This window comes from Thalassobacillus devorans, assembly GCF_011761345.1.
Lineage (GTDB): Bacteria > Bacillota > Bacilli > Bacillales > Halobacillaceae > Thalassobacillus > Thalassobacillus devorans.
Genome location: NZ_JAASRY010000005.1, coordinates 143,049 through 168,618 on the forward strand (window position 1 = coordinate 143,049; position 25,570 = coordinate 168,618).

Here is a 25,570-nt window from a genome sequence, read left to right on the forward strand (position 1 = left end):
AAGCTCCTTTACTGTCATATTTTTGTCAAATAATACTTCAAAACGTTACTGCGTGAAAACGCTTCCTGTGTTAAGATAGAAAGAAACTCCAAACTGGGGGAAGGATAATGAATGAAAATCGTTTTCGCTGGCGCAATCGGCAGCTCAGGGAACACGCTGCCATCATCGATGGAAAACTCGCGCCTACTAAAGTAATCACAAACGCAACTTATTTGAATGTATATATGAAACAATGGATGGAAGGAAATATATGGATTGACAATGACCGAATTGTTTATGTTGGCGAAGCTATGCCGGACAAAACAGACGGGACGGAAATGATTGACGCTTCGGAAAGCTACATTGTCCCAGGGTATATTGAGCCCCATTCTCACCCATTCCAACTATATAATCCCCAAAGCCTGGGGCTTTATGCAGCTCAGACAGGGACCACTACCCTTATTAATGACAACTTGATGTGGCTTTTTTTATTGGATGAAAAGAAAGCGTTTTCTTTGCTGGAAGAATTCGTAGAATTGCCTTGTTCCATGTTCTGGTGGGGTCGTTACGACTCACAATCAGTGCTGCAGGAAACAGATCAGGAGGAATTCCAGGAAAAAGTAGTACCTTGGCTGAATCACGATGCTGTCATCCAGGGAGGGGAATTGACTTCCTGGCCGGAAGTGCTGAAGGGTGATGACCAGACCTTATACTGGATGCAGGAAACAACACGGCTTCGTAAACCGGTGGAAGGCCATCTGCCAGGGGCGTCCGAGCGCACGTTGACGAAAATGAAATTGCTCGGTGTCGATTCTGACCACGAAGCGATCTCGGCCGATGAAGTATTGAGACGGCTGGCGCTTGGATATAATGTCGGTCTCCGCAATTCTTCCATTCGCCCGGATCTGTACGGCATGTTGAAAGAACTGGTAGACCGCGGCCATAATCAATTCGACCATTTCATGATGACGACCGACGGATCTACTCCTGGTTTTTATGAACAAGGAATCATGGATCACTGTGTGAAACTAGCATTGGAAGCAGGAGTACCGACGATTGATGCCTACTTGATGGCTTCGTATCAGGCCGCCAGACACTTTGGCATCGAACACCGTGTTGGAAGTATCGCACCAGGACGCACCGCCCACTTGAATTTCCTCCATTCACCAGAAGAGCCAAGCCCCCACTCGGTCCTGGCAAAAGGAGAATGGATGAAACGGGACAATGAAACATACACTGTCGAGAAGCCGATTGATTTTCCAAGTTTCGGGGTGACACCGCTACAAATAGATTGGGACTTGAATGAGGAAGACCTCCAATTCTCTATGCCGCTCGGAATGAATATGAAGAGCTCTGTCATCATGCAGCCGTATGCACTCAGCAGCGATGCCTCGCGAGAAGAGCTGCCAGAGGGAAATGATGAATCCTTTTTAATGCTGCTTGACCGTGAAGGGGAATGGCGAGTCAACACGGTTTTGAAAGGCTTCACGAATCGATTGGGCGCTCTGATCAGTTCCTATTCGAATACGGGAGATATCGTACTGTTAGGGAAAAACAAGCAGGATATGAAGATAGCCTTTAACCGGATGAAAGAAATAGGGGGAGGCATTGTTCTTGTACATGATGGTGACATTATCTATGAAATGCCGCTGAAACTCGGCGGGGTCATGTCTGATGAAAAAATGGAAACAGTCATACAGAAGGAAAAGGAACTGCGCGAGCATTTGAGGAGCTTCGGATACCGCCACGAAGATCCTGTCTATACCTTATTGTTCTTATCCTCTGTTCACCTGCCATACATTCGTATTACCCCGGTAGGAATTTTGGATGTGAAAAAGAAAGAGGTACTCTTTCCTGCAATAATGCGTTAAAATGTTAATATAGAGAAATAATGATTTAAGGGTGGGACTACGTGAAAAAGATTATACTGGGGATTCTGCTGCTTATGATCTTGTTGCTGGCTGCTTGTACGAGTGAATCGGGTAAAGGGAAACAACCGGGAGATACTCCTGAATCCAACGATGCAGGTGAGTCAGAGAGCAGCAGTGAGGAAGAAACGGCGGAAGATACATATGCCAATGTATTTCCTTTTACGGGAGAGCCGACTAATGATCCGGTGGACCATCGGGCCCTCGCTGTGATGGTAAACAACCATTCAAAAGCAAGGCCGCAAACAGGGCTCAGCCAGGCGGACATCGTCTATGAATTATTGGCTGAAGGTGAAATCACTCGATTTTTAGCAGTTTTTCATAGTACAATTCCGGATGAAGTAGGGCCGGTGAGAAGTGCCAGGCCTTATTATTTCAATCTTGCCAAAGCCCATGATGCTATTTATACCTATCATGGAGCGGCTAATTTTATTGATGAACAAATTAGAAATGATGGCCATGACTACCTCAACGGAGCAACATACGATAATGATGGGCGCTTGTTTAAACGGGATAACACCAGGAAAGCTCCTCATAATTCCTACTTGCTGACGGAGGGGGTTGCATCAGTCGCTGACAGAAAAGGCTATGAAAGCAGCCGAAACATCGCCCCTTTTACTTTTACTAATGAGAAAACAGCTCTGAATAGTGGCGGAAAAGAAGTTTCTGATCTGAAGATTATCTATTCGGAACGTTTTGATAGCACTGTTTCTTACGCGTATGATTCAAAAGACGGGAAGTACATGCGTTACAGTGATGGCAAGCGAACCGAAGAGCGCGATGATAACGTGCCAATCAAGCTTGCTAATGTATTGATTATAGAAACAAGTCACCAAGTGATTGATTCTGCTGGCCGCAGGGACATTGATTTGATTTCCGGTGGTAAAGGGTACTTGCTTCAGGCAGGGAAGCTTCGGGAAATCACCTGGAAAAATGAGTCCGGCCGCATCATTCCATATGCAGGGGATGAAAAAGCGGGAATGCTTCCAGGGCGCACGTGGGTGAACGTGATTCCATCCAGCCCTGGACTTGAACAGTCTGTATCTTACCGGGTAACAGGAGAATAGGAGGATGAATGTTAATGCAAATCGATAAATTGCGGGGGAAAACCCTGGATCAACTTTTTGAGGCGATACTCGCATTAGAAAATGTAGAAGAATGCTATCGCTTTTTTGATGATCTGGCTACAATGAACGAAGTGCAATCGCTGGCCCAGCGTCTGGAAGTAGCCCGGATGCTACGCGAGGGTTTTACTTACCATAAAATCGAAACCGAAACAGGAGCTTCTACAGCTACCATTTCCCGTGTGAAGCGTAGTTTGAACTATGGTAATGACGCCTATCAGATGGCACTTGATCGTCTGACCGCACAAAAAAATAAATAAATGATATAAAATCGCGCCCGTATGATACGGAGCGCGATTATTTTTTCTGAAAAAAGACTGTTCGCGCCTAAATATGCTTTTTCGCGCATACCTCAGGATAATTCGCGCCTAATTTCAAACCTCCGCGCCCAAATATAAAAATTCGCGCTGGATTTTTGATTTTCGCGCTACATATCGGAAGCGGCTGTGCTGGTTCCTTTCTGGTACTAGTTTTTGCTATAATGAAATAATGGATTACAGGAGAAATTGGAGGACAGAATCGTGTACAATGTGAACGAGTGGCAGCATGTATTCAAGCTCGATCCGAATAAGGAAATTACAGATGAAGATTTAGAAAAAGTGTGCGAATCAGGGACAGATGCTGTCATCGTCGGTGGAACGGATCATGTGACCCTCGATGATGTATTGAATCTGCTGGCGAGGGTACGTCGGTATTCTGTACCATGTGTGCTGGAGATGTCGAATCTTGACGCGATCACCCCTGGTTTCGATTTTTATTTTATTCCGATGGTGATGAACAGCCGGGATAAAAAATGGATGATGGATATCCAGCACCAGGCGGTCAAGGAGTACGGAGACATCATGAACTGGGAAGAACTTTTGGTCGAAGGATACTGTATCCTTAATGAGGAAGCCAAAGCTTTCCGCTATACCGATAGCATCCTTCCATCGAAAGAGGATGTCATCGCCTATGCACGGATGGCGGAGCACATGTACAACCTGCCGATTTTTTATATGGAATATAGCGGTCTCTATGGAGATGCCGATCTCGTCAAAGAAGTAAAAGACACGCTTGAGCATACGTGCCTTTTTTATGGCGGCGGTATTACTACCACAGAACAAGCTAAGGAAATGAAACAGCATGCCGATGTCATTGTCGTCGGAAATATCATATATGAAGATTTGAAAGCTGCCTTGAAGACGGTAAAGGCAGCTAAAGGATAAATTAACAAAGGATGGTGTCAATATGGCCCAGGCAATTAACGGGTTATTAAAAGGCCTCAACGAACCCCAGCGGAATGCAGTGACACATACAGAAGGACCACTTTTGATCATGGCAGGTGCCGGAAGTGGAAAAACACGTGTACTTACCCATCGGATTGCTTATTTACTGCAGGAAAAAGAAGCATCCCCACGCAGCATACTGGCCATTACATTTACCAATAAGGCTGCTCGTGAAATGAAGGAAAGGGTGGAAGCGCTCGTCGGCCAGGAAGGCGAATCCATCTGGATGTCGACCTTTCACTCGATGTGTGTAAGAATCCTTCGCCGTGATATCGACCGTATTGGTATCGATCGTAACTTTTCTATTCTGGATTCCAGCGATCAGCTATCAGTCATCAAACAAGTGTTGAAACAGCTGAATCTTGATCCGAAAAAGTGGGATCCGCGTGCGATGCTCGGGGCAATCAGTGGGGCGAAAAACGAACTGATGTCGCCGGACGATTACACCCAGCAGGCGGGAAGCTATTATGAAGAGCAAGTAGCAGAGGTATACAAACGCTATACCAAAACGCTGCGAAAGAATCAGTCACTCGATTTTGATGACTTGATTATGCAGACGTTGAACCTGTTCGACCGGGTGCCGGAAGTGTTGGAATATTACCAGCGCCGGTTCCAATATATCCATGTTGATGAGTATCAGGATACCAACCATGCACAGTATCAGCTAGTCAACCAGCTCGCGAGCCGTTACCAGAATCTTTGCGTCGTGGGGGATTCTGACCAGTCGATCTATCGCTGGCGCGGAGCCGACATTCAGAATATCCTGTCGTTCGAAAAGGACTACCCGAATGCAAAGGTCATCATGCTGGAGCAGAACTATCGCTCGACGAAATTGATACTGGATGCAGCCAATAAGGTGATCGAAAACAACCCGGGACGTAAACCGAAGCGCCTTTGGACAGACAATGATGGCGGCGAAAAAATCTACTATCACGCAGCGGCTACAGAACGGGAAGAGGGATTGTTCGTCACCAATAAAATAGAAGAGATGGTGCATGACCATAAATGTCAGTATAAAGACATCGCGATTCTTTATCGTACCAATGCCCAGTCCCGTGCGATCGAGGAAACGTTCGTAAAAGCAGGCGTTCCTTACCAGATGATCGGTGGAACCAAGTTCTATGACAGAAAAGAAATCAAAGATATGCTCGCTTATTTGCGTCTGATTGCCAACCCAAATGATGATTTAAGTTTTACCCGAGTGGTCAACGAACCGAAACGCGGTGTCGGGAAAACTAGCATTGAAAAAATGCAGGCCTATGCGGCTGATCATGATATTTCTCTTTTTGAAGCAGCTGCAGAAGTCGATTTTGTCGGGGTGAGTGCCCGGGCAGCAAAGGCGATTATGGCGTTCCGTACCATGATTGATAATTGGACCAAACAGCAGGAGTTTTTATCCGCTACTGATATGGTTCAGGAAGTTATCGATAAGACAGGCTATGAGGAAATGCTGAAGAATGAAAAAAGCATTGAAGCACAAAGCCGTCTGGAAAACATTGAAGAATTCAAATCCGTTACTAAAAACTTCGAAGAGAACAGTGAAGATAAAACCTTGATCGCTTTCTTGACAGACCTTGCATTGATAGCTGATATCGACCAGATGGATGAGGATCCAATGGGAGATAATAAAGTAGTATTGATGACGCTTCATTCAGCGAAAGGACTGGAGTTCCCGACTGTCTTTCTGATCGGAATGGAGGAAAATGTATTCCCGCACAGCCGATCAATTATGGATGAAGAAGAAATGGAAGAAGAACGGCGACTTGCTTATGTGGGGATTACACGTGCGGAAAAACAGCTGTACATGACTCATGCAAAAATGCGCACGTTATATGGAAGAACGAACATGAACCCGGTTAGCAGATTTATCAACGAAATACCGGAAGATATGATCGAAGGCAAAGCGGAAAAAGACAACATCCCGTTTTTCAATAATCAAAAGCAACGGACCACAGGCTTTGAAGCTCCTGCCCAGCCAAAACGTGCTCCTCAGAAGCTGAAGCAAAAGACAACATCCGGGGGAGAAAAAATTACCTGGCAGGCTGGTGATAAAGCCCAGCATAAAAAGTGGGGCGTAGGCACTGTCGTCAAGGTGCAAGGTGAAGGAGAAGCGATGGAGCTTGATATCGCGTTTCCGGCACCGGTTGGCGTCAAGCGCCTGCTGGCCAAATTCGCACCAATCACAAAAGTATAAGGTGAGGTGTTCCCATGAACGAAGCAGAAGCTAAACAAAAACTTGAATCATTACGCGAACAACTAGACCGTTATAATTATGAATATCATGTCGAAGACAAGCCGAGTGTTTCGGATTATGAATACGATATGAAAATGCGGGAGCTGATCGAACTGGAAGGAAAGTTCCCGGAATTGATCACTCCTGACTCTCCGTCCCAGCGTGTCGGCGGGCCTCCACTGGATGCATTTGTGAAAGTCCAGCACAATGTACCGATGTTGAGCTTAGGCAATGCCTTTAATGAAGAAGAGCTTCGCGACTTTGACCGCCGTGCTCGTGGGGGAGTGGAGGAAGACATCGAATACGTCTGCGAACTGAAAATCGATGGACTTGCTGTATCACTGACTTATGAAGAGGGCTTGTTCGTGCGTGGAGCTACGCGAGGGGATGGGACGACTGGAGAAGATATTACGAAGAACCTGCGGACCATCCGTAATATCCCGCTCCGGCTTAAGGAAAATCATTCGCTTGAAGTCCGCGGTGAAGCTTATATGCCGAAAAAATCATTCCTGGCGCTGAATGAGGAAAAAGAAGCAAATGGAGATGAGCCATTCGCCAATCCGCGTAATGCCGCCGCAGGATCCTTACGTCAGCTGGATCCTAAAATAGCTGCGAAGCGCAACCTTGACATATTTTTATATGGAGTCGGTGAATGGGAAGACAGCCCCCTTGAATCGCACAGTGAAAGGCTGGAGAAATTGGAGGAACTCGGTTTAAAGACGAATCCAGAATGGAAAAAATGCAAGGATATCGAAGAAGTGATTGACTATGTCAATGGCTGGGTCGAGCATCGGATGAACCTCGATTATGAAATTGACGGCATCGTCATTAAGGTTGATCGTCTTGATCAGCAGGACGTATTAGGCTTCACGGCGAAAAGCCCTAGGTGGGCGATCGCCTACAAGTTTCCTGCAGAAGAAGCAATCACCCATTTGAAGGACATTGAACTCAGTGTCGGCAGAACGGGTGCCGTCACACCGACGGCGATTCTTGAACCAGTTAAAGTGGCCGGTACCACGGTACAGCGCGCCTCGCTTCATAATGAAGACTTAATCAAAGAAAAAGATATTCGTATCGGTGACACCGTAGTTATCAAGAAAGCCGGTGATATTATTCCGGAGGTGGTCCGTGTCCTTACCGAAGAACGTACCGGGGACGAGGAACCTTACGCCATGCCGGAAGAGTGCCCGGAGTGTGGCAGCGAGCTTGTCCGTTTAGAAGAGGAAGTCGCGCTACGCTGTATCAATCCGAATTGCCCGGCTCAGCTGCGGGAAGGCCTGATTCACTTTGTATCAAGAAACGCCATGAACATTGACGGACTTGGCGAAAAGGTCATCGCCCAGTTGTTCAAAGAGAATTTGATAGCAACGATTGCTGATCTTTATAAACTGGACCGGGAAGAATTGCTGAAGCTGGAGCGGATGGGAGAGAAATCTGTAGATAATCTGCTGCGTGCCATTGATGCTTCTAAAGATAATTCCTTAGAGCGACTGCTATTTGGTCTCGGCATCCGATATGTCGGTTCCAAAGCGGCAAAGACATTGGCGGAAGCTTTTGAGACAATGGACAATCTCCAGGAAGCCAATTATGAAGACCTGACTGCCATCAATGAAATCGGAGAGAAAATGGCCGATTCCATTTACCGTTACTTTGACGAACCAAAGGTTCAGAGTTTACTTGCTGAGCTAAAAGAACTTGGTTTGAATATGGAATATAAAGGCCGGAAGAAAAGCGATCAGCCGAGCGACTCGCCATTCATGGATAAAACGATTGTCCTTACCGGTAAAATGGAAAACTATACGCGATCCGAAGCGAAAAAGTTAGTTGAGGAACTTGGCGGGAAAATTACAGGAAGCGTCAGCAAGAAGACGGATTTATTGATCGCTGGGGAAGACGCCGGTTCGAAGTATGATAAGGCAAGAGATCTTGGAGTAGAGATTTGGGATGAAGAAACGTTCAAACAAGCATTGAATGCTTAGGGAGTGGAAATATGAGAAAGCTGCACGCATTATGGATGAGTACTCTCCTGGTGCTGACCGCCTGTATACCGGTTTATGATAATGACGAAGAAATAGTACAGGAAAACACGGAAGATAATAAGAATGAAACTGCGATCGTCCCCCGTCATAATATCTCCGAAGAACATTATAAAACAATTTTAACGGAGGACGGTCCAAAACAAGCGAAAGCTCGTGGGACGATAACCAGACAGCTGAACAATCGACTGGATATTGACGAGATGGAAACGGGCCTGCAACGGCATTCCAAAGAATATTTTGAGCCTGGCTCTCACTTTTATCAAGCAGGGCAATATTTAGAAAGAGATACTGTCCTTGGGTTGATTGATGGATTGAACCCAGACCGTGACAAGTTAGAGTCAGAAGACGACCATCGCGAAAATCCCAGAGTGCTTTCCCATATCCTGGAACAGAATTATTTGAAAGAAGAAGAGGAGGGTGTCGTTAAGCTGGCTGGCATTTCGATCGGATTGGCATTGAAGTCCACCTATTCCTTCCAAACAGAAATAGGAGGACCTACTTACGATGAAGATATTTCTGCGCAGGAAATTATTGAAATGGGACAGCGTGCTGCCGACCAGGTGATAGAGGAGATACGTAACACAGAAGGTCTTGAGAACGTACCGATCATGATTGCTCTTTATCGTGAGGAAGATTCCGGTTCCGCTGTTCCTGGTAATTTTATTAAAAAAGCGTACGTGAAAGGCGGAAGTACCAATTCTCCTGATTGGAAAGATGTTAACGAGGACTTCATTTTGTTCCCTTCTGGAGAAGCGGAAGAAAAACATTACCAGGATTCTCAGCTGCTAGGAGAATTCCGTAATGAAGTGTCGAAGTATTTCCCTAACTTTGTAGGGTTTGTAGGAGAAGGTTTCTATGTTAACGATACATTAGAAGAGGTATCGATAGAAATCCCGATCCAGTTTCAGTCGAAGAATGAAGTGGTCGGGTTCACCCAGTATGTATATGGTTTTGTAATGGAAATGTTCAATGAAGATTATGAGATAGAAGTGAAAATCAATAGTAATAGTCAGCCGGAAAGTGTCATCGTTAAAGAGCGAGGCAAGGAAGAGCCCTACGTCCATATCTATTAATCTCACACCCCACCCTGAGACATATCAGGGTGGGATTTTTAGTTCCCATGTTGAATTACAGTTAAGCTCATTTGAAGATTCAGCTTTAAGATAAGTTGTTTCCGTTTTGGTGTGAGCGTTTGGAGGGCCGGGAAATCCTCGCTTTCCATGGGCGTACGGTGAGCTTCCTCCTGCGGGTTCCCTCCCATAGGATAAACAACAAAAACATTTAAAAATCCTAAAGCTACTGTACTGGAAAAATAATTCAGATGTTAGATTTGAACAGTTAGTAGAGATAAGATAGAATATGTTATGGAAGCGCTTTAATAAGGTTACATAAGTGAGACGAAAGCGGGCTTCTATTTCTATTTCCCAAGGAGGCGTTTTAGAATGGTAGTACCTTACAAGCATGAACCCTTTACAGATTTCAGTGTTGAAGAAAATCGCAAGGCAATGGAAGAGGCGATTGCGCAAGTGGAATCTGATTTAGGTAAAGAATATCCACTGATCATTGGTGGCGAGCGTATTATGACAGACGATAAAATCGAGGTCGTCAACCCGGCCAATCGGAAAGAAGTCATCGGTTATGTGTCGAAAACAAATAGAAACCTTGCTGAAAAAGCGCATAATATTGCGGACGAAACCTTCGAATGGTGGCGCAAGACAGACGCGAGCTTCCGTGCAGATATTTTGTTCCGTGCAGCTGCAATTGTCCGTCGCCGCAAGCATGAGTTTACGGCTCATCTTATTAAAGAAGGCGGTAAGCCATGGAAAGAAGCGGATGCTGATACGGCAGAAGCAATCGACTTCATGGAATTCTATGCCCGCCAGATGCTGAGGATTGATGGTGGGGTAGAGATCAATTCCCGCCCAATTGAAAATAATCGCTTCAATTATATTCCGTTAGGTGTCGGGGTTGTCATTTCTCCATGGAACTTCCTGTTTGCCATTATGTGTGGTACGACCGTAGCTTCAATGGTTTCCGGAAATACTGTTCTATTAAAACCAGCAAGTGTGACACCAATCATTGCTTATAAGATGATGGAAGTTCTGGAAGAAGCGGGGATGCCTGCAGGAGTTATCAACTATGTACCTGGAAGCGGAAAAGAAGTGGGTGACTATCTGGTTGACCACCCACGCACACGTTTCATCAGTTTCACTGGCTCTCGTGAAGTCGGAACGCGTATCTTTGAACGCGCAGCCAAAGTACAGGATGGACAAAAATGGCTGAAGCGTACCATCATTGAAATGGGTGGTAAAGATACCATTGTTGTCGACAATGAGTCTGACCTTGAGCTTGCGGCGGATGCCATTACCTATTCTGCGTTCGGCTTCTCCGGGCAGAAGTGTTCTGCATGTTCCCGTGTTGTCGCTCATGAAGATGTTTACGATGAGCTGCTTGAACGAGTGGTTGAAAAAACGAAGAATGAAGTGAAATATGGCGATCCGACTGACCATGGTTCTTACATGGGGCCGGTCATCGATCAGGGCGCTTATGATAAGATCCTTGGGTACATTTCCAAAGGTAAAGAAGAAGGTCGCCTTGTCCATGGCGGTAAGGGGGACAACAGCAAAGGATGGTTCATCGAACCGACTATTTTTGCAGATGTTGACCCGGAAGCTGTCATTATGCAGGAAGAGATCTTCGGACCAGTGGTGGCATTTACAAAAGCTAAGTCATTTGATGAAGCCATTGAAATCGCCAACAATACCGAATACGGACTGACTGGTGCCGTAATTACAAATAACAGACAGCACCTGGAACAGGCCAGAGAAGATTTCCATGTTGGAAACCTTTACTTCAACCGTGGCTGTACAGCGGCGATTGTCGGCTACCATCCATTTGGCGGATTCAATATGTCCGGTACTGATTCAAAAGCTGGCGGACCAGATTATCTGCTGCACCATATGCAGCCGAAAACAACTTCTGAAATGCTTTAATCGTTTAAAAAAATCCTCCAATAAAGGAGGATTTTTTTTATGAAGACGGATATAATAAAAGCGCATACAAGCAAAGGAATATTTGTAAATATTTGTATAGGTAGATAGTAGTACCCACCTGAAACAGGTCCTGTTTAAATTTATTAAATTTTTTTTTATTACCTTTTATGAATATATATCGCATATAAAAAATATATGACGGTATATATAGTGTTTAAATGTATAATCATACATCCATTTGTCGATGATATAATTTTTGCAATGTTCAAATCATTTGTATATGATATAGTTGTACCTGCGTTTGTGTTTTATCACTCCTGTTACTTTTGAATCATAATTTTAAATTTTTAAAAAATTGCATGGGAGTGTATAACGGAGATACGGAACAAAAAATATGGAGGTGGAAACATGGAAGAATTCGCACTATCCGGGGCAACATGGTTCTGGCTGTTTGTCCCTATGCCAATATTAATCCTACTATCCGTCATTACTTTATTTACTGAAAGGAGCGAATAACAAACAATGGGTACAGCAACGTTAATAACGTTTATTATTTATTTATTAGGTATGCTGGGCATCGGTTTTGCCGCATACAAAATGACAAGCAATTTATCTGATTATGTATTAGGAGGCCGCCGTTTAGGTCCAGGTGTCGCAGCATTAAGTGCCGGAGCATCTGATATGAGTGGTTGGCTATTATTAGGTCTGCCTGGTGCTATTTATGCAGCAGGTCTTGGAGAAGCATGGATCGGGGTCGGACTTGCCATCGGTGCTTACTTGAACTGGCAATTCGTCGCTCGTCGTCTACGTGTTTATACGGAGGTTGCAAATGATTCGATCACGGTCCCGGATTACCTGGAGAACCGTTTCCACGATAATTCACACATCTTACGAGTAATTTCAGCACTTGTAATCCTTCTATTCTTCACCTTCTATACTTCATCCGGTATGGTAGCAGGTGCCAAACTTTTCGAAGCGTCCTTCGGATTGTCGTACACACAAGCACTATGGATTGGTGCAATCGTGACCATTTCTTATACTTTCTTGGGTGGTTTCCTTGCAGTAAGCTGGACGGACTTTGTCCAGGGTATTTTGATGTTCGCAGCATTGATTGCCGTGCCGCTCGTAGCTATTACGGAAATCGGCGGTTGGGATGCAACTATTAACGCTGTTGGTAATATTGAAGCCAGCAACTTGAACATGGTAAGTGGTGTAGGCCTGTTAGCAATTATCTCCTCCATGGCGTGGGGACTTGGTTATTTCGGTCAGCCGCACATCCTTGTCCGTTTCATGGCACTACGTTCACCTAAGGACGTGCCAAAAGCGCGTTTCATCGGTGTTACATGGATGGTTTTAGGACTATATGGTGCGATTTTCACAGGTTTAGCAGGTCTTGCTTACATCAATTCACAGGATGTTGGCATGTTGAGTGAATTTGGTATTACATTGATCAATGAAAATGGCGTTCAAATGCTGGATGACCCGGAGAAAGTATTTATCGCATTTTCCCAAGTATTGTTCCATCCTGTCATTGCCGGTATTTTATTGGCGGCAATACTGTCTGCTATCATGAGTACGATTGACTCTCAGCTGCTTGTATCTTCTTCAGCACTTGCGGAGGACTTCTACAAAGCGATTTTCCGTAAACAGGCGACTGAGCGCGAATTGGTTTGGGTTGGTCGTATTGCTGTTGCAGGTATCGCATTGATTGCCGTAATGCTTGCACAAAATCCAGACAGCACAGTGCTTGAGCTCGTGTCTTATGCTTGGGCAGGTTTTGGTGCGGCATTCGGCCCGATTATCATCTTGTCTCTATTCTGGAAAGGCATCACCCGTAACGGTGCACTTGCCGGTATGATCGTCGGTGCTGTTACTGTAGTTGTATGGGCTGATTTCTTAAACGGTGGCATTTTCGATCTTTATGAAATCGTTCCTGGTTTCATCTTGAACTTGATTGTTGCTATCGTTGTCAGTCTTGCCGGGCCTAAGCCTTCTAAAGAAATTATTGCTTCCTTTGAAGAAGCTTCCCGTCGTTAATGGTTAAAAAAACTCTTTCCTGTAACGCAACAGGAAAGAGTTTTTTTGTTGAATATTTTACAAAGCGACGGAGTTTTGAATCTTTTTCTTCTGGCGATACTTGTTGATGAAGTTAATGGCTAACTCGTTGAACTTGTCCGCTTGTTCAATGTTACAGACATGTCCGCATTCGGGAATTTCCACTAATCTTGCTTGTTCTATTTTCTCAACCGCCTTTCGCACATCTTTAATGCAAAGGTGATCTTGCGTCCCGGAAATATATAGTTTTGGAACTTTAGCCGCCCGGTGGATTTTTTCTAATGTCTTTTTCGGATGTCTCGCTACCTTGTACCAGGCCAGGAAGTCTTTTCGCTTCATTTTTTTCGCTTCGCGGACGAATGCTTCACGCCCCGACTTGTGGTTGGATCTTGGCATGAGAATTTGAGCGAACAACTTATAAAGGGTATGGTAGGGCATGAAGTTCTTAATTGATTCCCCAAACACCAGCAGCCCCTTTGATATCGCGTTCATCCTGACAATGGATCCGCCAAGAACCGTGGATCTAACACGTTCAGGGAAATGAGAGATTAAACTTTGAATCACCATTGACCCTAACGAAATGCCGACAAAATGTGCTTTAGGAATTTTTAAATGGTTCATTAAAGCGATGATCTCTTCGTTTACTGTTTGGAAAGTCATTTTTTCTGAATAAGACGTCGTGCTTGGGGATTTGCCATGACCAGGCAAGTGGATAGAAAGCACATTGAATTGCTTTCGAAAAGCCTTGATCTGTTTATAAAATATCCTGGAGTTTCCTCCAATTCCATGGACAAAAATAACATACTCAGATGTAGAATCATTTGTTTTCAAAACGTAATCTAGCATTGATGAACTCCTTTGTAACAGCACATTCAACATTACCCATACACCATTGGCAATAAACCAGGGGTGCGGTTTTATGTGCTGGTTATGAAAACAGGTGTACCTTGGGTATTATAGCATGTTTTTGGGTGAATTTCCTCCGGTAATGCCTTCCTTCCTATTTAATAGTTTCTGATGAGTCATCCGGTGTTTTATGTTAAGATAGGAAAGGTGAAAAAACTTGAACGTTGCTTATTGAATCAATCATTTGGTATCATCTAATATTATGTGAGTACGAAAACTCGATGGAGGGTTAGTTATGTCTAGAATCAGCAAGGAAGAAGTAAAGCACGTCGCCAATTTGGCGCGTCTTGCGATTAGTGAAAAAGAGGCGGACATGTTTACCAAACAGTTGGACGATATCATTACGTATGCCGAACAGTTGAATGAATTGGATACTACCGGTGTCGAACCGACGACGCATGTATTGGATTTGAAAAACGTCATGCGTAAGGACGAACCTAGAAAGTGGCTGGAGAAGGAAGATGTTCTGAACAACGCTCCAGATCATAAAGACGGACAATTCAAAGTTCCATCTATATTGGAATAAAGGAGGTACACTAATGTCATTGTTTGACTATACATTAAAAGAGCTTCAAGAGAAGCTACATAATAAAGAAATCAGTGTCACGGAGCTTGTAGAAGAATCCTATCAACGCATTGAAGCGGTAGATGGCGAAGTAAAAGCTTTTTTGACATTGAATAAAGAACAAGCATTGAAACAGGCGGAAGAATTAGATGCTGCCCGCGGATCGGATGATACAGAAGCATTGTTCGGTCTTCCTATTGGTGTGAAAGATAATATTGTCACAAACGGATTGCGTACGACATGTGCCAGTCAGTTTTTGGACAATTTTATAAATCCTTTGTATGATGCCACGGTCGTGGAAAAATTAGCAAATGCCAAAGCTGTGACGATCGGCAAACTCAACATGGATGAATTCGCTATGGGATCTTCTAATGAAAATTCTAGCTATTATGCAACTCGCAACCCATGGAATACCGACTATGTCCCAGGTGGTTCCAGTGGTGGTTCTGCAGCAGCAGTAGCCGCTGGAGAAGTGTTTTTCTCCCTTGGTTCTGATACAGGGGGGTCCATCCGTCAACCGGCAGCTTTCTGTGGCGTGGTAGGTTTGAAGCCGACATACGGCCGCGTATCCCGTTTCGGACTGGTTGCATTCGCATCTTCTCTTGACCAGATCGGCCCAGTTACAAGAACGGTAGAAGACAATGCTTACTTGCTTGAAGCCATTTCCGGGCATGACAAAATGGACGCCACTTCTGCTGATGTGGACGTACCAAAATTCACAGAAGCATTGACTGGCGATGTCAAAGGTTTAAGAATTGCAGTTCCTAAAGAATACCTCAGTGAAGGTGTTTCTGAAGAAGTAAAAGAAGCAGTCATGAGTGCTTTAAGAAAATACGAAGAGCTTGGAGCTACATGGGAAGAGGTTTCCCTGCCGCATTCCAAGTATGCGGTAGCCACCTACTATCTGATCGCTTCCTCGGAAGCGTCTGCTAACCTTGCCCGTTTTGACGGCGTACGCTATGGTGTCCGTACACAAAATGCGGAATCCATGCTCGATATGTTCAAGCGTTCCCGCTCTGAAGGTTTTGGTGATGAAGTCAAGCGTCGTATTATGCTTGGAACATTTGCGTTAAGTTCAGGCTATTATGATGCTTACTATAAAAAAGCACAGCAAGTGCGTACATTGATCAAGAACGATTTTGAAAAAGTGTTGGAAGACTACGATGTCATCATCGGACCAACAACGCCGACACCTGCTTTCAAAGTCGGTGAAATTGTAGACGATCCACTTACGATGTATGCCAACGATATCCTGACCATCCCAGTTAACCTGGCAGGTGTACCAGGAATCTCTGTGCCATGCGGATTCTCTTCTGAGGGTCTGCCAATCGGTCTGCAAATCATCGGTAAACACTTTGATGAAAGTACTGTCTACCGCACCGCACATGCGTTTGAACAGGCGACAGACTTTCACAAACAACGCCCATCCCTTGGAGGTGCGCAGTCATGAATTTTGAAACAATCATAGGCCTTGAAGTACACGTTGAATTGAAAACTAACTCGAAAATTTTCAGCCCGTCTCCGAATATGTTTGGGGATGAGCCGAATACGAATGTAAATCCAATCGACCTCGGCTATCCAGGAGTACTTCCTGTATTGAACGAGGAAGCTGTCAACTTCGCGATGAAAGCTGCTATGGCACTAAATTGCGAAATTGCTACCGATACGAAATTTGACCGAAAAAACTATTTCTATCCGGACAATCCAAAAGCTTATCAAATTTCCCAATTCGATCAGCCAATTGGGGAAAATGGCTACATCGATATCGAAGTAGATGGTGTACAGAAGCGTATCGGCATCACTCGTCTTCATTTAGAAGAAGATGCCGGTAAACTGACGCACAGCGATGAAGGGTATTCCCTGGTTGACTATAACCGTCAGGGAACTCCGCTTGTAGAGATCGTATCGGAACCCGATATCCGTTCTCCGCAGGAAGCCTATGCGTATCTTGAGAAACTGAAGAATATCATCCAATATACCGGTGTATCGGATTGTAAAATGGAAGAAGGTTCTTTGCGTTGTGACGCTAACCTGTCACTCCGACCTATTGGGCAGGAAGAGTTCGGAACTAAGACAGAGTTGAAGAACTTGAACTCATTCTCCTTCGTTCAAAAAGGTCTTGAGTTTGAAGAAAAGCGCCAGGCCCAGGTGTTGCTAGCTGGCGGAGAAATTTTGCAGGAGACACGCCGCTACGATGAACAGACAAAAGAAACACTCCTGATGCGTGTCAAGGAAGGCTCGGATGACTACCGTTACTTCCCGGAACCGGATTTGGTACCACTATATATTGATGAAGACTGGAAAGAGCGCGTACGTGCAGAAATTCCTGAGCTTCCAGATGCACGGAAGAAGCGTTATATTGAAGAACTTGAGCTTCCGGAATATGATGCAATGGTGCTGACAAATAACAAAGCGATGTCCGACTTCTTTGAAGAAACAATCGACCATGGCGCAGATGTTAAACAGGCATCCAACTGGCTGATGGGAGAGGTATCTGCTTATTTGAATAAGCAGCAGAAAGAATTTGATGAACTGGCCTTGACTCCTGAGTCGCTTGCCAAGATGATTAAGCTGCTTGAAGATGGTACAATTTCCTCTAAAATCGCCAAGAAAGTTTTTGCTGAGTTAGTGGAAAAAGGCGGCGACCCAGAGAAGATCGTTAAAGATAAAGGCCTTGTCCAGATTTCTGACGAAGGTCAGCTGACGGAAATCATCACGAAGATCTTAGATGAAAACCAGCAGTCCATCGAGGACTACAAGAATGGGAAAGACCGTGCACTTGGCTTCCTTGTTGGTCAGGTAATGAAAGCGACCAAAGGACAGGCAAACCCGCCGATGGTCAACAAGATTATCCTTGCAGAAATGGAAAAACGGTAAACGATATTTTCAAAAAACACGGCCCTGCAAAAGCACGCAAAGGACTGCGTGCTTTTGTATGTTTGTAAACAGTTTCCATATACTATATTAATGGCGAAATAACAGTAAACAAGCTATGATAGATAATGGTAGAAAGCCTGGATGAGGGGGAGACCTTATGAAACGTGCTCGGATCATTTATAATCCGACCTCCGGAAGGGAAGTATTCAAAAAAGTATTGCCTGACGTGCTGGTTCGCTTTGAGCAGGCGGGGTATGAAACATCGGCGCACGCTACGACCTGTGCGGGAGATGCGACCGAAGCTGCTACTATAGCCGTGCAGCGTGGTTTTGACATTGTAGTAGCGGCAGGCGGCGATGGCACCATCAATGAAGTGATCAACGGCATAGCAGAACAGGAAAACCGGCCGAAACTTGGTATCATTCCTGTTGGCACAACGAATGACTTTGCCCGTGCGTTAAGTGTACCACGGAATAATATCCATAAAGCAGTCGATGTCATTCTTAATGATCATTATGAAGCTCTCGATATCGGAAGGGTAAATGATCAATACTTTATGAATATCGCCGGTGGAGGAAAACTGACCGAACTTTCTTATGAGGTGCCCAGCAAGCTGAAAACAATGCTGGGGCAGCTGGCCTATTACTTGAAAGGCATCGAGATGCTCCCTTCCCTGAGACCAACTTGCGTAGAAATCGAATATGACGGCAAAGAATTCAAAGGGGAAATCATGCTATTCCTCGTCTCTAATACGAACTCAGTCGGCGGCTTTGAGAAGCTGGCTCCCGGGGCGGAAATGAATGACGGCTTGTTCGACTTACTAATAATCAAAAAAATGAATATCGCAGATTTTATTCGAATTGCGTCCATGGCAACACAGGGTAAGCATTTGAACGACCCGCATATCATTTATACGAAGGCAAGCCTGATCAAAGTTCATACAGAAGAGAAAATGCAGTTGAATATCGACGGGGAATTTGGCGGATTATTGCCCGGGAAATTTGTCAACTTGTATCGACATATCGACTTTTTTGTCCCGAAGGGTAAATTTGTGGCGGAAGAGAAGAAGCTGGAAGACATTGATATGAAATAAACTGGCTGGAAAAGGGTTGTAGATATAATTATCTGCAGCCTTTTTTCGCTATCCATATCGGCATGTGTTAAACTTTGGGCAAGGAACTTAGGTTTTTCTTGAAATTCGGCGTTAGTCCCCTGAAACTAAGCGTGCAAAATGATCGTATTTATTTAGATAAAACTAAGAAAAAGGACGATGTAAAATGGCTAAATCAAAGCCGCCTGTACAAAAGAATCAACGGGTGGAACTGACTTTTGAGGATTTGACCCATGAAGGAGACGGTGTAGGGAAAATCGACGGCTACCCGCTGTTTGTCCCTTATGGACTGCCGGGTGAAAAAGCAACAGTGAAAGTGATAAAAGTGAAGAAAAACTTTGGTTTTGGAAAGTTGCTCGATCTTCATGAAAAAAGCCCGGAGCGGGTAGAGCCGCCTTGCAATGTCTTTTTCCAATGTGGCGGATGCCAGATCCAGCATATGAGCTACGATATGCAACTCGAAATGAAACAGAAGCAGGTCAAAGCCGCTATGCGGAAAATCGGTCACTTGGAGCATGTCCCTGTCCACCCGGTAAAGGGAATGAAGGATCCATGGCGATATCGCAACAAGGTTCAGATGCCAGTGGGAGAACGTAATGGACGTCTGGTTGCTGGATTTTATCAAAAACGAAGCCACAATATCATTGATATGGACACATGTGTCGTTCAGGACGAATCAAATGATCGGATGGTTGAAGCAGTGCGCCGTATCGCCGAGCGATACGGAACCCGGGCCTACGATGAAGAAAACAACCGTGGTGTGTTGCGCCACATCATGGTACGTACCGGACAGAACACCAAGGATGTTATGGTTGTACTCGTTACCAGAACGGAAAAACTTCCGAATCAGGATGAGATCATAGATGAAATACGTGACGCTTATCCAAGTGTGAAATCCATTGTTCAAAACGTAAACCCAAAGCGTACAAATGTCATATTGGGTAACGATACAAAGGTTCTTTACGGGGAGGAATACATCTATGATACGATTGGTGATATCACATTCGCCATATCGCCTAAATCGTTCTATCAGGTCAACCCGACCCAGACAAAGACGTTATACGATCAAGCATTGGAGTATGCTGCGTTGACAGGGAAAGAACAAGTCATCGATGCTTATTGCGGTATCGGGACTATATCGCTTTTCTTAGCTCAAAACGCCAAGAAAGTTTATGGAGTCGAAGTGGTGCCGGAAGCCGTAGCGGATGCCAAAGCAAATGCAAAACTGAACCATATCGATAACGCAGAGTTCTATGTCGGACAGGCAGAGAAAGTGATGCCATGGTGGAAGTCGCAAGGGCTGGATCCAGATGTCATTGTTGTTGACCCGCCACGAAAAGGCTGCGACGAGCAACTATTGCAATCCATGATGGAAATGGAACCGGAGCGTATCGTTTACGTATCGTGTAACCCATCGACCCTGGCACGTGATTTAAGAACACTGGAAGATGGCGGCTATGAAACGAAAGAAGTTCAGCCAGTCGATATGTTTCCCCAGACATCTCATGTAGAATGTGTCTCATGGCTGGAGAAGAAATAAGTAATGCGTTACTATTAAAAAGAGATGGCTGACTCCCGAAGTATACAGATATCGGGAGCAGTCATCTCTTTTTAAAATGAATTTAATGCCTGGAAGCCCAGTTTATTCTTACGTATTTTTTAACTTAATCCTTACATGTTTTTGCTTTGCTGAAGAAGTTTAGATTCTCCAGTACGTTCCCATTCTTCTACAGTTTCGTAGGCTTTTTCTGGTGAATATCCTTTTCCAACAAGCAAACCCATTAGAATAAATTCTTGAAGAATGTGTGTTGGATTGATCCCTCTTTTTACATCCTCTAATCCTTCATTCACTAAAAATTCTGTGTGCTGGATCCATTGATCTGGAGTTTTGCCAAAAACGATTGTTTCTCTATTATGCTGAGCATAACCCAAAAAGCCTGCTTCATCATTTGAAGAGTGAACAGAATTTACACGGTTTACATGAGCTGATTCATAGGGAAAGCGCGAGTAACCAGGGTGCCTTTCATAGTTATAGAATGGCACATTAGCATAATACGGAGCTTGATATGGGTATCCATAAGGAGTATAGTACATGCCCTCATTCCCTTCACAGTTTTTCAAATTATCCTATGTATCTTCGGTCAGAGTGTACTCGAATTAATTTTCTATTGCACTAGTAAAATCGGACATAATCATTGGAGCAGCAAATAATAAACTGTTATTTATGAAAAATACCCTGCCTGATGCCCACAGCGGGAGAGTTCGCTGTAGGCATCCTGCCAGGGTTTGTTCATAATATATTATATAGACAATGTGGATTCCTGTTTTCTTTTAAGATCGAAGCGATCGGCGTTCATGACTTTTACCCAGGCGTTGACGAAGTCACGCACAAATTTTTCTTTGTTGTCGTCTTGTGCATATACTTCTGCCAGAGCACGAAGTTCTGAATTTGAACCGAAGACAAGGTCCACGCGTGTCGCTGTCCGTACAACTTCACCGGTTTTACGGTTGCGTCCTTCGTAAAGGTTATAATCTTTTGGCTTCCATTCTATGCCCATATCCAGGAGGTTTACGAAGAAGTCGTTAGTCAATGTGCCGACATGATTTGTGAATACACCATGGTCTGTTCCGCCATGGTTTGTACCAAGCACACGCATCCCGCCGATCAGCACGGTCATTTCCGGTGGAGTGAGGCCGAGCAGCTGAGATTTGTCTACCAACAATTCTTCCGGACTTAAGGTATAGGCTTTTTTCTCATAGTTGCGGAAGCCATCTGCCATTGGCTCTAATACATCAAAGCTTTCCGCATCTGTCATTTCTGCATCAGCATCTCCGCGTCCTGGAGCGAATGGAACGGTTACATCAACGCCGGCATCTTTTGCAGCTTTTTCTATTGCTGCGCCGCCACCCAGGACAATCAAATCTGCGATACTCACTTTTTTATCAAGCTGGTTTTGAAAATCTTGATAGACAGATAGCACGTGTTCCAGTTTTTCCGGCTCGTTCACTTTCCAGTCTTTCTGAGGAGCAAGGCGGATGCGGGCTCCATTCGCACCGCCACGCATATCAGAACCCCGGTATGTGCTTGCTGAAGCCCAGGCAGTTGTAACCAGTTCGCCGATTGTTAATCCAGTATTAAGGATTTTCCCTTTCAGCTCGGACACTTCCGCATCTGTCAATGTATAATCTACAGCAGGGATAGGGTCCTGCCAAATCAAATCCTCTTCTGGAACTTCAGGTCCCAGGTATCTTGATTTAGGGCCCATGTCACGGTGAAGCAGCTTGAACCATGCGCGGGAGAAAGCGTCTGCAAATTCATCAGGGTTTTCATAGTAATGGCGTGAAATCTTTTCATAATCGGCATCCATGCGTAATGCCATATCAGCTGTTGTCATAAAGGTAGGGACTTTGATAGCTGGGTCTTCTGCATCCGGAGCAAGGTCATCTTCCTTCGGGTTGACCGGAGCCCATTGGTTCGCGCCGGCCCGACTCTTCGTCAGCTCCCATTCATAGTTGAATAGCAGTTCGAAATAGCCGTTGTCCCATTTTGTTGGGTTGGAAGTCCACGCGCCGTCTACACCACTGGAGATCGTGTCACGACCTTTACCGCTTCCGTGAGTGCTTTCCCAGCCTAACCCTTGTGCTTCTATATCAGCTGCTTCTGGTGCAGCGCCGACCTCTTCCGGGTCACCTGCGCCATGGGCTTTACCGAATGTATGACCGCCGGCGATCAGGGCAACGGTTTCTTCATCATTCATGCCCATACGAGCAAATGTTTCACGAATATCGCGAGCACTTGCAAGCGGGTCCGGTTCACCGTCAGGTCCTTCAGGATTTACATATATCAATCCCATTTGCACGGCAGCAAGCGGGTTTTCAAGCTCGCGGTCGCCTGAATAACGGTTGTCAGCCAGCCATTCCTTTTCAGTGCCCCAATAAACGTCTTCTTCTGGATGCCAGATATCTTCCCGTCCTCCACCAAATCCGAAAGTTTTCAAGCCCATATCTTCCAGCGCGACGTTACCAGTTAATACAAGCAAGTCGGCCCAGGAGATCATGTTTCCATACTTTTGTTTAATTGGCCATAACAAGCGTCGTGCTTTATCAAGGTTTACGTTATCCGGCCAGCTGTTAAGAGGGGCAAAGCGCTGGTTCCCAGTCGCGCCTCCGCCGCGTCCGTCGCCAGTACGATATGTTCCGGCAGCATGCCACGACATACGGATGAAGAGCGGGCCGTAATGACCATAGTCAGCAGGCCACCACTCCTGACTGTCTGTCATCAGTTCACGAAGGTCCTGCTTTAGTGCATCATAGTCCAGCTTCTGAAATTCTTCTTCATAATTAAATTCTTCTCCCATTGGGTTCGATTTGTTATCATGCTGGCGAAGAATGTGTAAATTCAACTGGTTCGGCCACCAGTCCTTATTGGTTGTCCCAACCTTGGCGGTAGTGACTGCATTTTCTTCCTCGGTTTTATGGCCGGTTACAGGACACTGCTCAGCACTGGCTTTACTTTCATGCATTTCGTTCTTGTCCATTTACAACTCCCCCTCCTGGATATGGTGATAAAATATTATAACCGTTCTCAAATTATAATTATAATAAAAAAATACCTTAAATGAAAGCGATTTCACACAAAATTCAGAAATCAAATTTAGACAAAATAATACATAAGCAGGAAAATAGTATAGGAGATTCAATCAACTAGTATTTTGTGAAAATTCCAGTATATGATGGACTAATATCAAGGGGGAATTCTCGTGTCATTGGTACGATAGCTGGACAATTTGTTATGCTGATTTTCAGAAGGGTGGTTGTAAAGCAAATAAAAAGTGGGTTGCTTTACCAAAAGATATAAGAAATAAGCTTATTCAAAATGTGTTTTGTCCCCATTGTTTAGATACCGTTACTATAGTGGAATTTGTCATTGTTGATGATCCATCTGGTGTTCTTTTAGAAGGAAAGTGCAAGAATTGCAGGAATGAGGTTGCGAGAGTGGTTGAAGTGGATGAATGACAATAAGGAAATAGAGGAAGGTTATAAGCGATCAAAATAGTAAGTATGAAATATCCGGGTGAAAGTGTTTAACTGTATTCCCGGAAAGTGAAGACTCAAAAGTTAACCAAAAGGGCATTCTATTCTTTAATTAAGGAGGAATGCCCTTTTATAGAGACTATATCATACTACTAAGTATTCGATTTGTCTCCATCACTCCCCGAAAGCTTCCGGAAGCATCTTGAACCCTTCAATCTCCGCATCTTCTTCTACTTCGATCATGATATATCGTTTCCCCTGATGATTGACCTGCTTGACAAACTGCAAATCCTGGGGACTGATCGCAATATTAGCTACCTTCGTATTGATTTTAATCGACTTTGACTTATACTTTGGAACAATGCTGCTTGCTTTTAGTTCGTAGGCTCCATCATCGGTGATTTTTTGAAACGCGTCTTTTACTTTTTCAGCTTCCACTTGTGCGCCGCTTCGAGTCAGCACCCGTTCGACATCATTGTAATCAAGCTTCGGCACTTCTCCTTCTTCATTTTCCTCTACGACATTATTAATTTCTCCATAGACAGTAGCCAGAGTAGAAGGAGGGAGCTGATCTCCGACAACATCTCTGATGACTTCTTCAAATACCGCTTTGTCTTCTTTGGCTGTCATGATTTCTTCGCCATTCAATACTTCTTCGATAAATCGGTAGTCAGGCTCGTTTGCTTTGCCTGCACTATAAAGGATATGGTTCACATCAGCTGAATTGTCTGTAAAGCACGGAAAAAGAAATCCTGCCATTGGGGAGTTTAGATCAATGACGGGATCCACCTCAATGTTGTACTTGAATTCCTTTTCAATATAGTCGAATTGCCATTCTCTTTTGGGTTCCTGGGTTTTATTGATACTGCAGAGAATAAAGGGATGAGAATAGACCGCATCCCGTTCACTTTCTTCAGCTTCTTCGTTGCGTCGCTTCATCGGTTTCATATATTCAGCACGGATGAAAGAGATGACTACATCTTTTTCATAAGGATTGTCTTTAATAATCTTTTCTGTCATCTGCAGCATTTGGGCCTTCCACTCTTCCAGTTCGCTGCTAAGCAGCCCTCTATGTAATGTGAGTTGGGTGTGGTTGTCAGCATCCCGCTGAAATTTCAACTCGAACAGTTTTTCATCCAGCTGTCCTGTCAGTACTTTCTTGAAATTATTCATGAACAGCTCCTGCTGATCTCTATCGAGCATTTCGAACGGCTGACTCTGATGATGAAAAATTTCTGTCGTTTCTTTCATGATATATACGTTAAAAAGGTCAGAAATCTTCAATAAGTCATTATCCACTTTGAACTGCCTGCGAATACCGGCAACATCTTTTTTATCCATGTATTATTCACTCCTAAGTTCCATTGGTTATCCCTTGAAACGATTCCTTTATTTTAACATAAGGTACAATCCGCAAGGACAGGCTTTATTTTATTTAGTATGCTTTTCTGAATAAAACTG

17 protein-coding genes and 1 pseudogene are annotated in these 25,570 nt (G+C 44.5%); 14 read left to right on the forward strand and 4 right to left on the reverse strand.

Annotated features, from left to right (window positions below; genetic code table 11):
* The first annotated feature begins 107 nt into the window (after positions 1–107).
* The 9 genes from FHS45_RS15930 to putP all read left to right on the forward strand — a co-directional run bounded on the left by FHS45_RS15930 (position 108) and on the right by putP (position 13,598).
* Entirely contained in the window at positions 108–1,850 is a 1,743-nt protein-coding gene (locus FHS45_RS15930; protein WP_062440152.1) for an adenine deaminase C-terminal domain-containing protein, read from the forward strand.
* 41 nt (positions 1,851–1,891) lie between these two features.
* A complete protein-coding gene (locus FHS45_RS15935) occupies positions 1,892–2,974 on the forward strand; it encodes a DUF3048 domain-containing protein (RefSeq protein ID WP_062440148.1) in 1,083 nt (360 codons plus the stop codon).
* A gap of 14 nt (positions 2,975–2,988) precedes the next feature.
* Complete coding sequence (locus FHS45_RS15940) at positions 2,989–3,291, forward strand: YerC/YecD family TrpR-related protein (protein WP_062440137.1); 303 nt, start codon at positions 2,989–2,991, stop codon at positions 3,289–3,291.
* A 261-nt stretch (positions 3,292–3,552) separates the two neighbouring features.
* A complete protein-coding gene (pcrB, locus tag FHS45_RS15945) occupies positions 3,553–4,236 on the forward strand; it encodes a heptaprenylglyceryl phosphate synthase (RefSeq protein ID WP_062440135.1) in 684 nt (227 codons plus the stop codon).
* Positions 4,237–4,258: 22 nt separating this feature from the next.
* Positions 4,259–6,490 (forward strand): DNA helicase PcrA, encoded by a 2,232-nt coding sequence (pcrA, locus tag FHS45_RS15950; protein WP_062440131.1) that lies wholly within the window; start codon positions 4,259–4,261, stop codon positions 6,488–6,490.
* A gap of 14 nt (positions 6,491–6,504) precedes the next feature.
* Entirely contained in the window at positions 6,505–8,508 is a 2,004-nt protein-coding gene (ligA, locus tag FHS45_RS15955) for an NAD-dependent DNA ligase LigA (protein ID WP_062440129.1), read from the forward strand.
* An 11-nt stretch (positions 8,509–8,519) separates the two neighbouring features.
* Entirely contained in the window at positions 8,520–9,641 is a 1,122-nt protein-coding gene (locus FHS45_RS15960; protein WP_062440126.1) for a CamS family sex pheromone protein, read from the forward strand.
* Between the two features lie 369 nt (positions 9,642–10,010).
* Complete coding sequence (gene pruA, locus FHS45_RS15965) at positions 10,011–11,561, forward strand: L-glutamate gamma-semialdehyde dehydrogenase (protein WP_062440123.1); 1,551 nt, start codon at positions 10,011–10,013, stop codon at positions 11,559–11,561.
* A gap of 522 nt (positions 11,562–12,083) precedes the next feature.
* Positions 12,084–13,598, forward strand: a complete 1,515-nt coding sequence (putP, locus tag FHS45_RS15970; RefSeq protein ID WP_062440119.1) for a sodium/proline symporter PutP — start codon at positions 12,084–12,086, stop codon at positions 13,596–13,598.
* A gap of 57 nt (positions 13,599–13,655) precedes the next feature.
* Here putP and FHS45_RS15975 read toward each other — a convergent pair whose 3' ends face one another.
* A complete protein-coding gene (locus FHS45_RS15975; protein WP_062440117.1) occupies positions 13,656–14,462 on the reverse strand; it encodes an alpha/beta fold hydrolase in 807 nt (268 codons plus the stop codon).
* A 295-nt stretch (positions 14,463–14,757) separates the two neighbouring features.
* Between FHS45_RS15975 and gatC the strand changes: the two genes are divergently transcribed.
* The 5 genes from gatC to rlmD all read left to right on the forward strand — a co-directional run bounded on the left by gatC (position 14,758) and on the right by rlmD (position 20,615).
* Positions 14,758–15,048 carry an Asp-tRNA(Asn)/Glu-tRNA(Gln) amidotransferase subunit GatC gene (gene gatC, locus FHS45_RS15980; protein WP_062440114.1) on the forward strand — a complete coding sequence of 97 codons (291 nt, stop codon included), beginning with the start codon at positions 14,758–14,760 and terminating at the stop codon, positions 15,046–15,048.
* A 13-nt stretch (positions 15,049–15,061) separates the two neighbouring features.
* Positions 15,062–16,537, forward strand: coding sequence for an Asp-tRNA(Asn)/Glu-tRNA(Gln) amidotransferase subunit GatA (gene gatA / locus FHS45_RS15985; protein ID WP_062440112.1), 1,476 nt, complete (start codon positions 15,062–15,064; stop codon positions 16,535–16,537).
* The gene (gene gatB, locus FHS45_RS15990) at positions 16,534–17,964 is read left to right on the forward strand and encodes an Asp-tRNA(Asn)/Glu-tRNA(Gln) amidotransferase subunit GatB (protein WP_062440109.1); all 1,431 of its coding nucleotides are present in this window, start codon (positions 16,534–16,536) and stop codon (positions 17,962–17,964) included. Before gatA ends, gatB begins: the two co-directional genes overlap by 4 nt.
* Before the next feature lie 157 nt (positions 17,965–18,121).
* Positions 18,122–19,057 (forward strand): diacylglycerol kinase, encoded by a 936-nt coding sequence (locus FHS45_RS15995; RefSeq protein WP_062440106.1) that lies wholly within the window; start codon positions 18,122–18,124, stop codon positions 19,055–19,057.
* A 184-nt stretch (positions 19,058–19,241) separates the two neighbouring features.
* The gene (gene rlmD / locus FHS45_RS16000) at positions 19,242–20,615 is read left to right on the forward strand and encodes a 23S rRNA (uracil(1939)-C(5))-methyltransferase RlmD (protein ID WP_062440103.1); all 1,374 of its coding nucleotides are present in this window, start codon (positions 19,242–19,244) and stop codon (positions 20,613–20,615) included.
* Positions 20,616–20,746: 131 nt separating this feature from the next.
* On the opposite strand, the pseudogene FHS45_RS20540 reads toward rlmD, so the two are convergent.
* The 3 genes and pseudogenes from FHS45_RS20540 to FHS45_RS16015 all read right to left on the reverse strand — a co-directional run.
* Positions 20,747–20,971: pseudogene (locus tag FHS45_RS20540) on the reverse strand (cupin domain-containing protein); the annotation flags it as partial.
* A 404-nt stretch (positions 20,972–21,375) separates the two neighbouring features.
* Positions 21,376–23,613 carry a catalase/peroxidase HPI gene (katG, locus tag FHS45_RS16010; RefSeq protein WP_062440099.1) on the reverse strand — a complete coding sequence of 746 codons (2,238 nt, stop codon included), beginning with the start codon at positions 23,611–23,613 and terminating at the stop codon, positions 21,376–21,378.
* A gap of 670 nt (positions 23,614–24,283) precedes the next feature.
* The gene (locus FHS45_RS16015; RefSeq protein ID WP_062440096.1) at positions 24,284–25,450 is read right to left on the reverse strand and encodes a DUF4317 domain-containing protein; all 1,167 of its coding nucleotides are present in this window, start codon (positions 25,448–25,450) and stop codon (positions 24,284–24,286) included.
* Positions 25,451–25,570 lie beyond the last annotated feature (120 nt).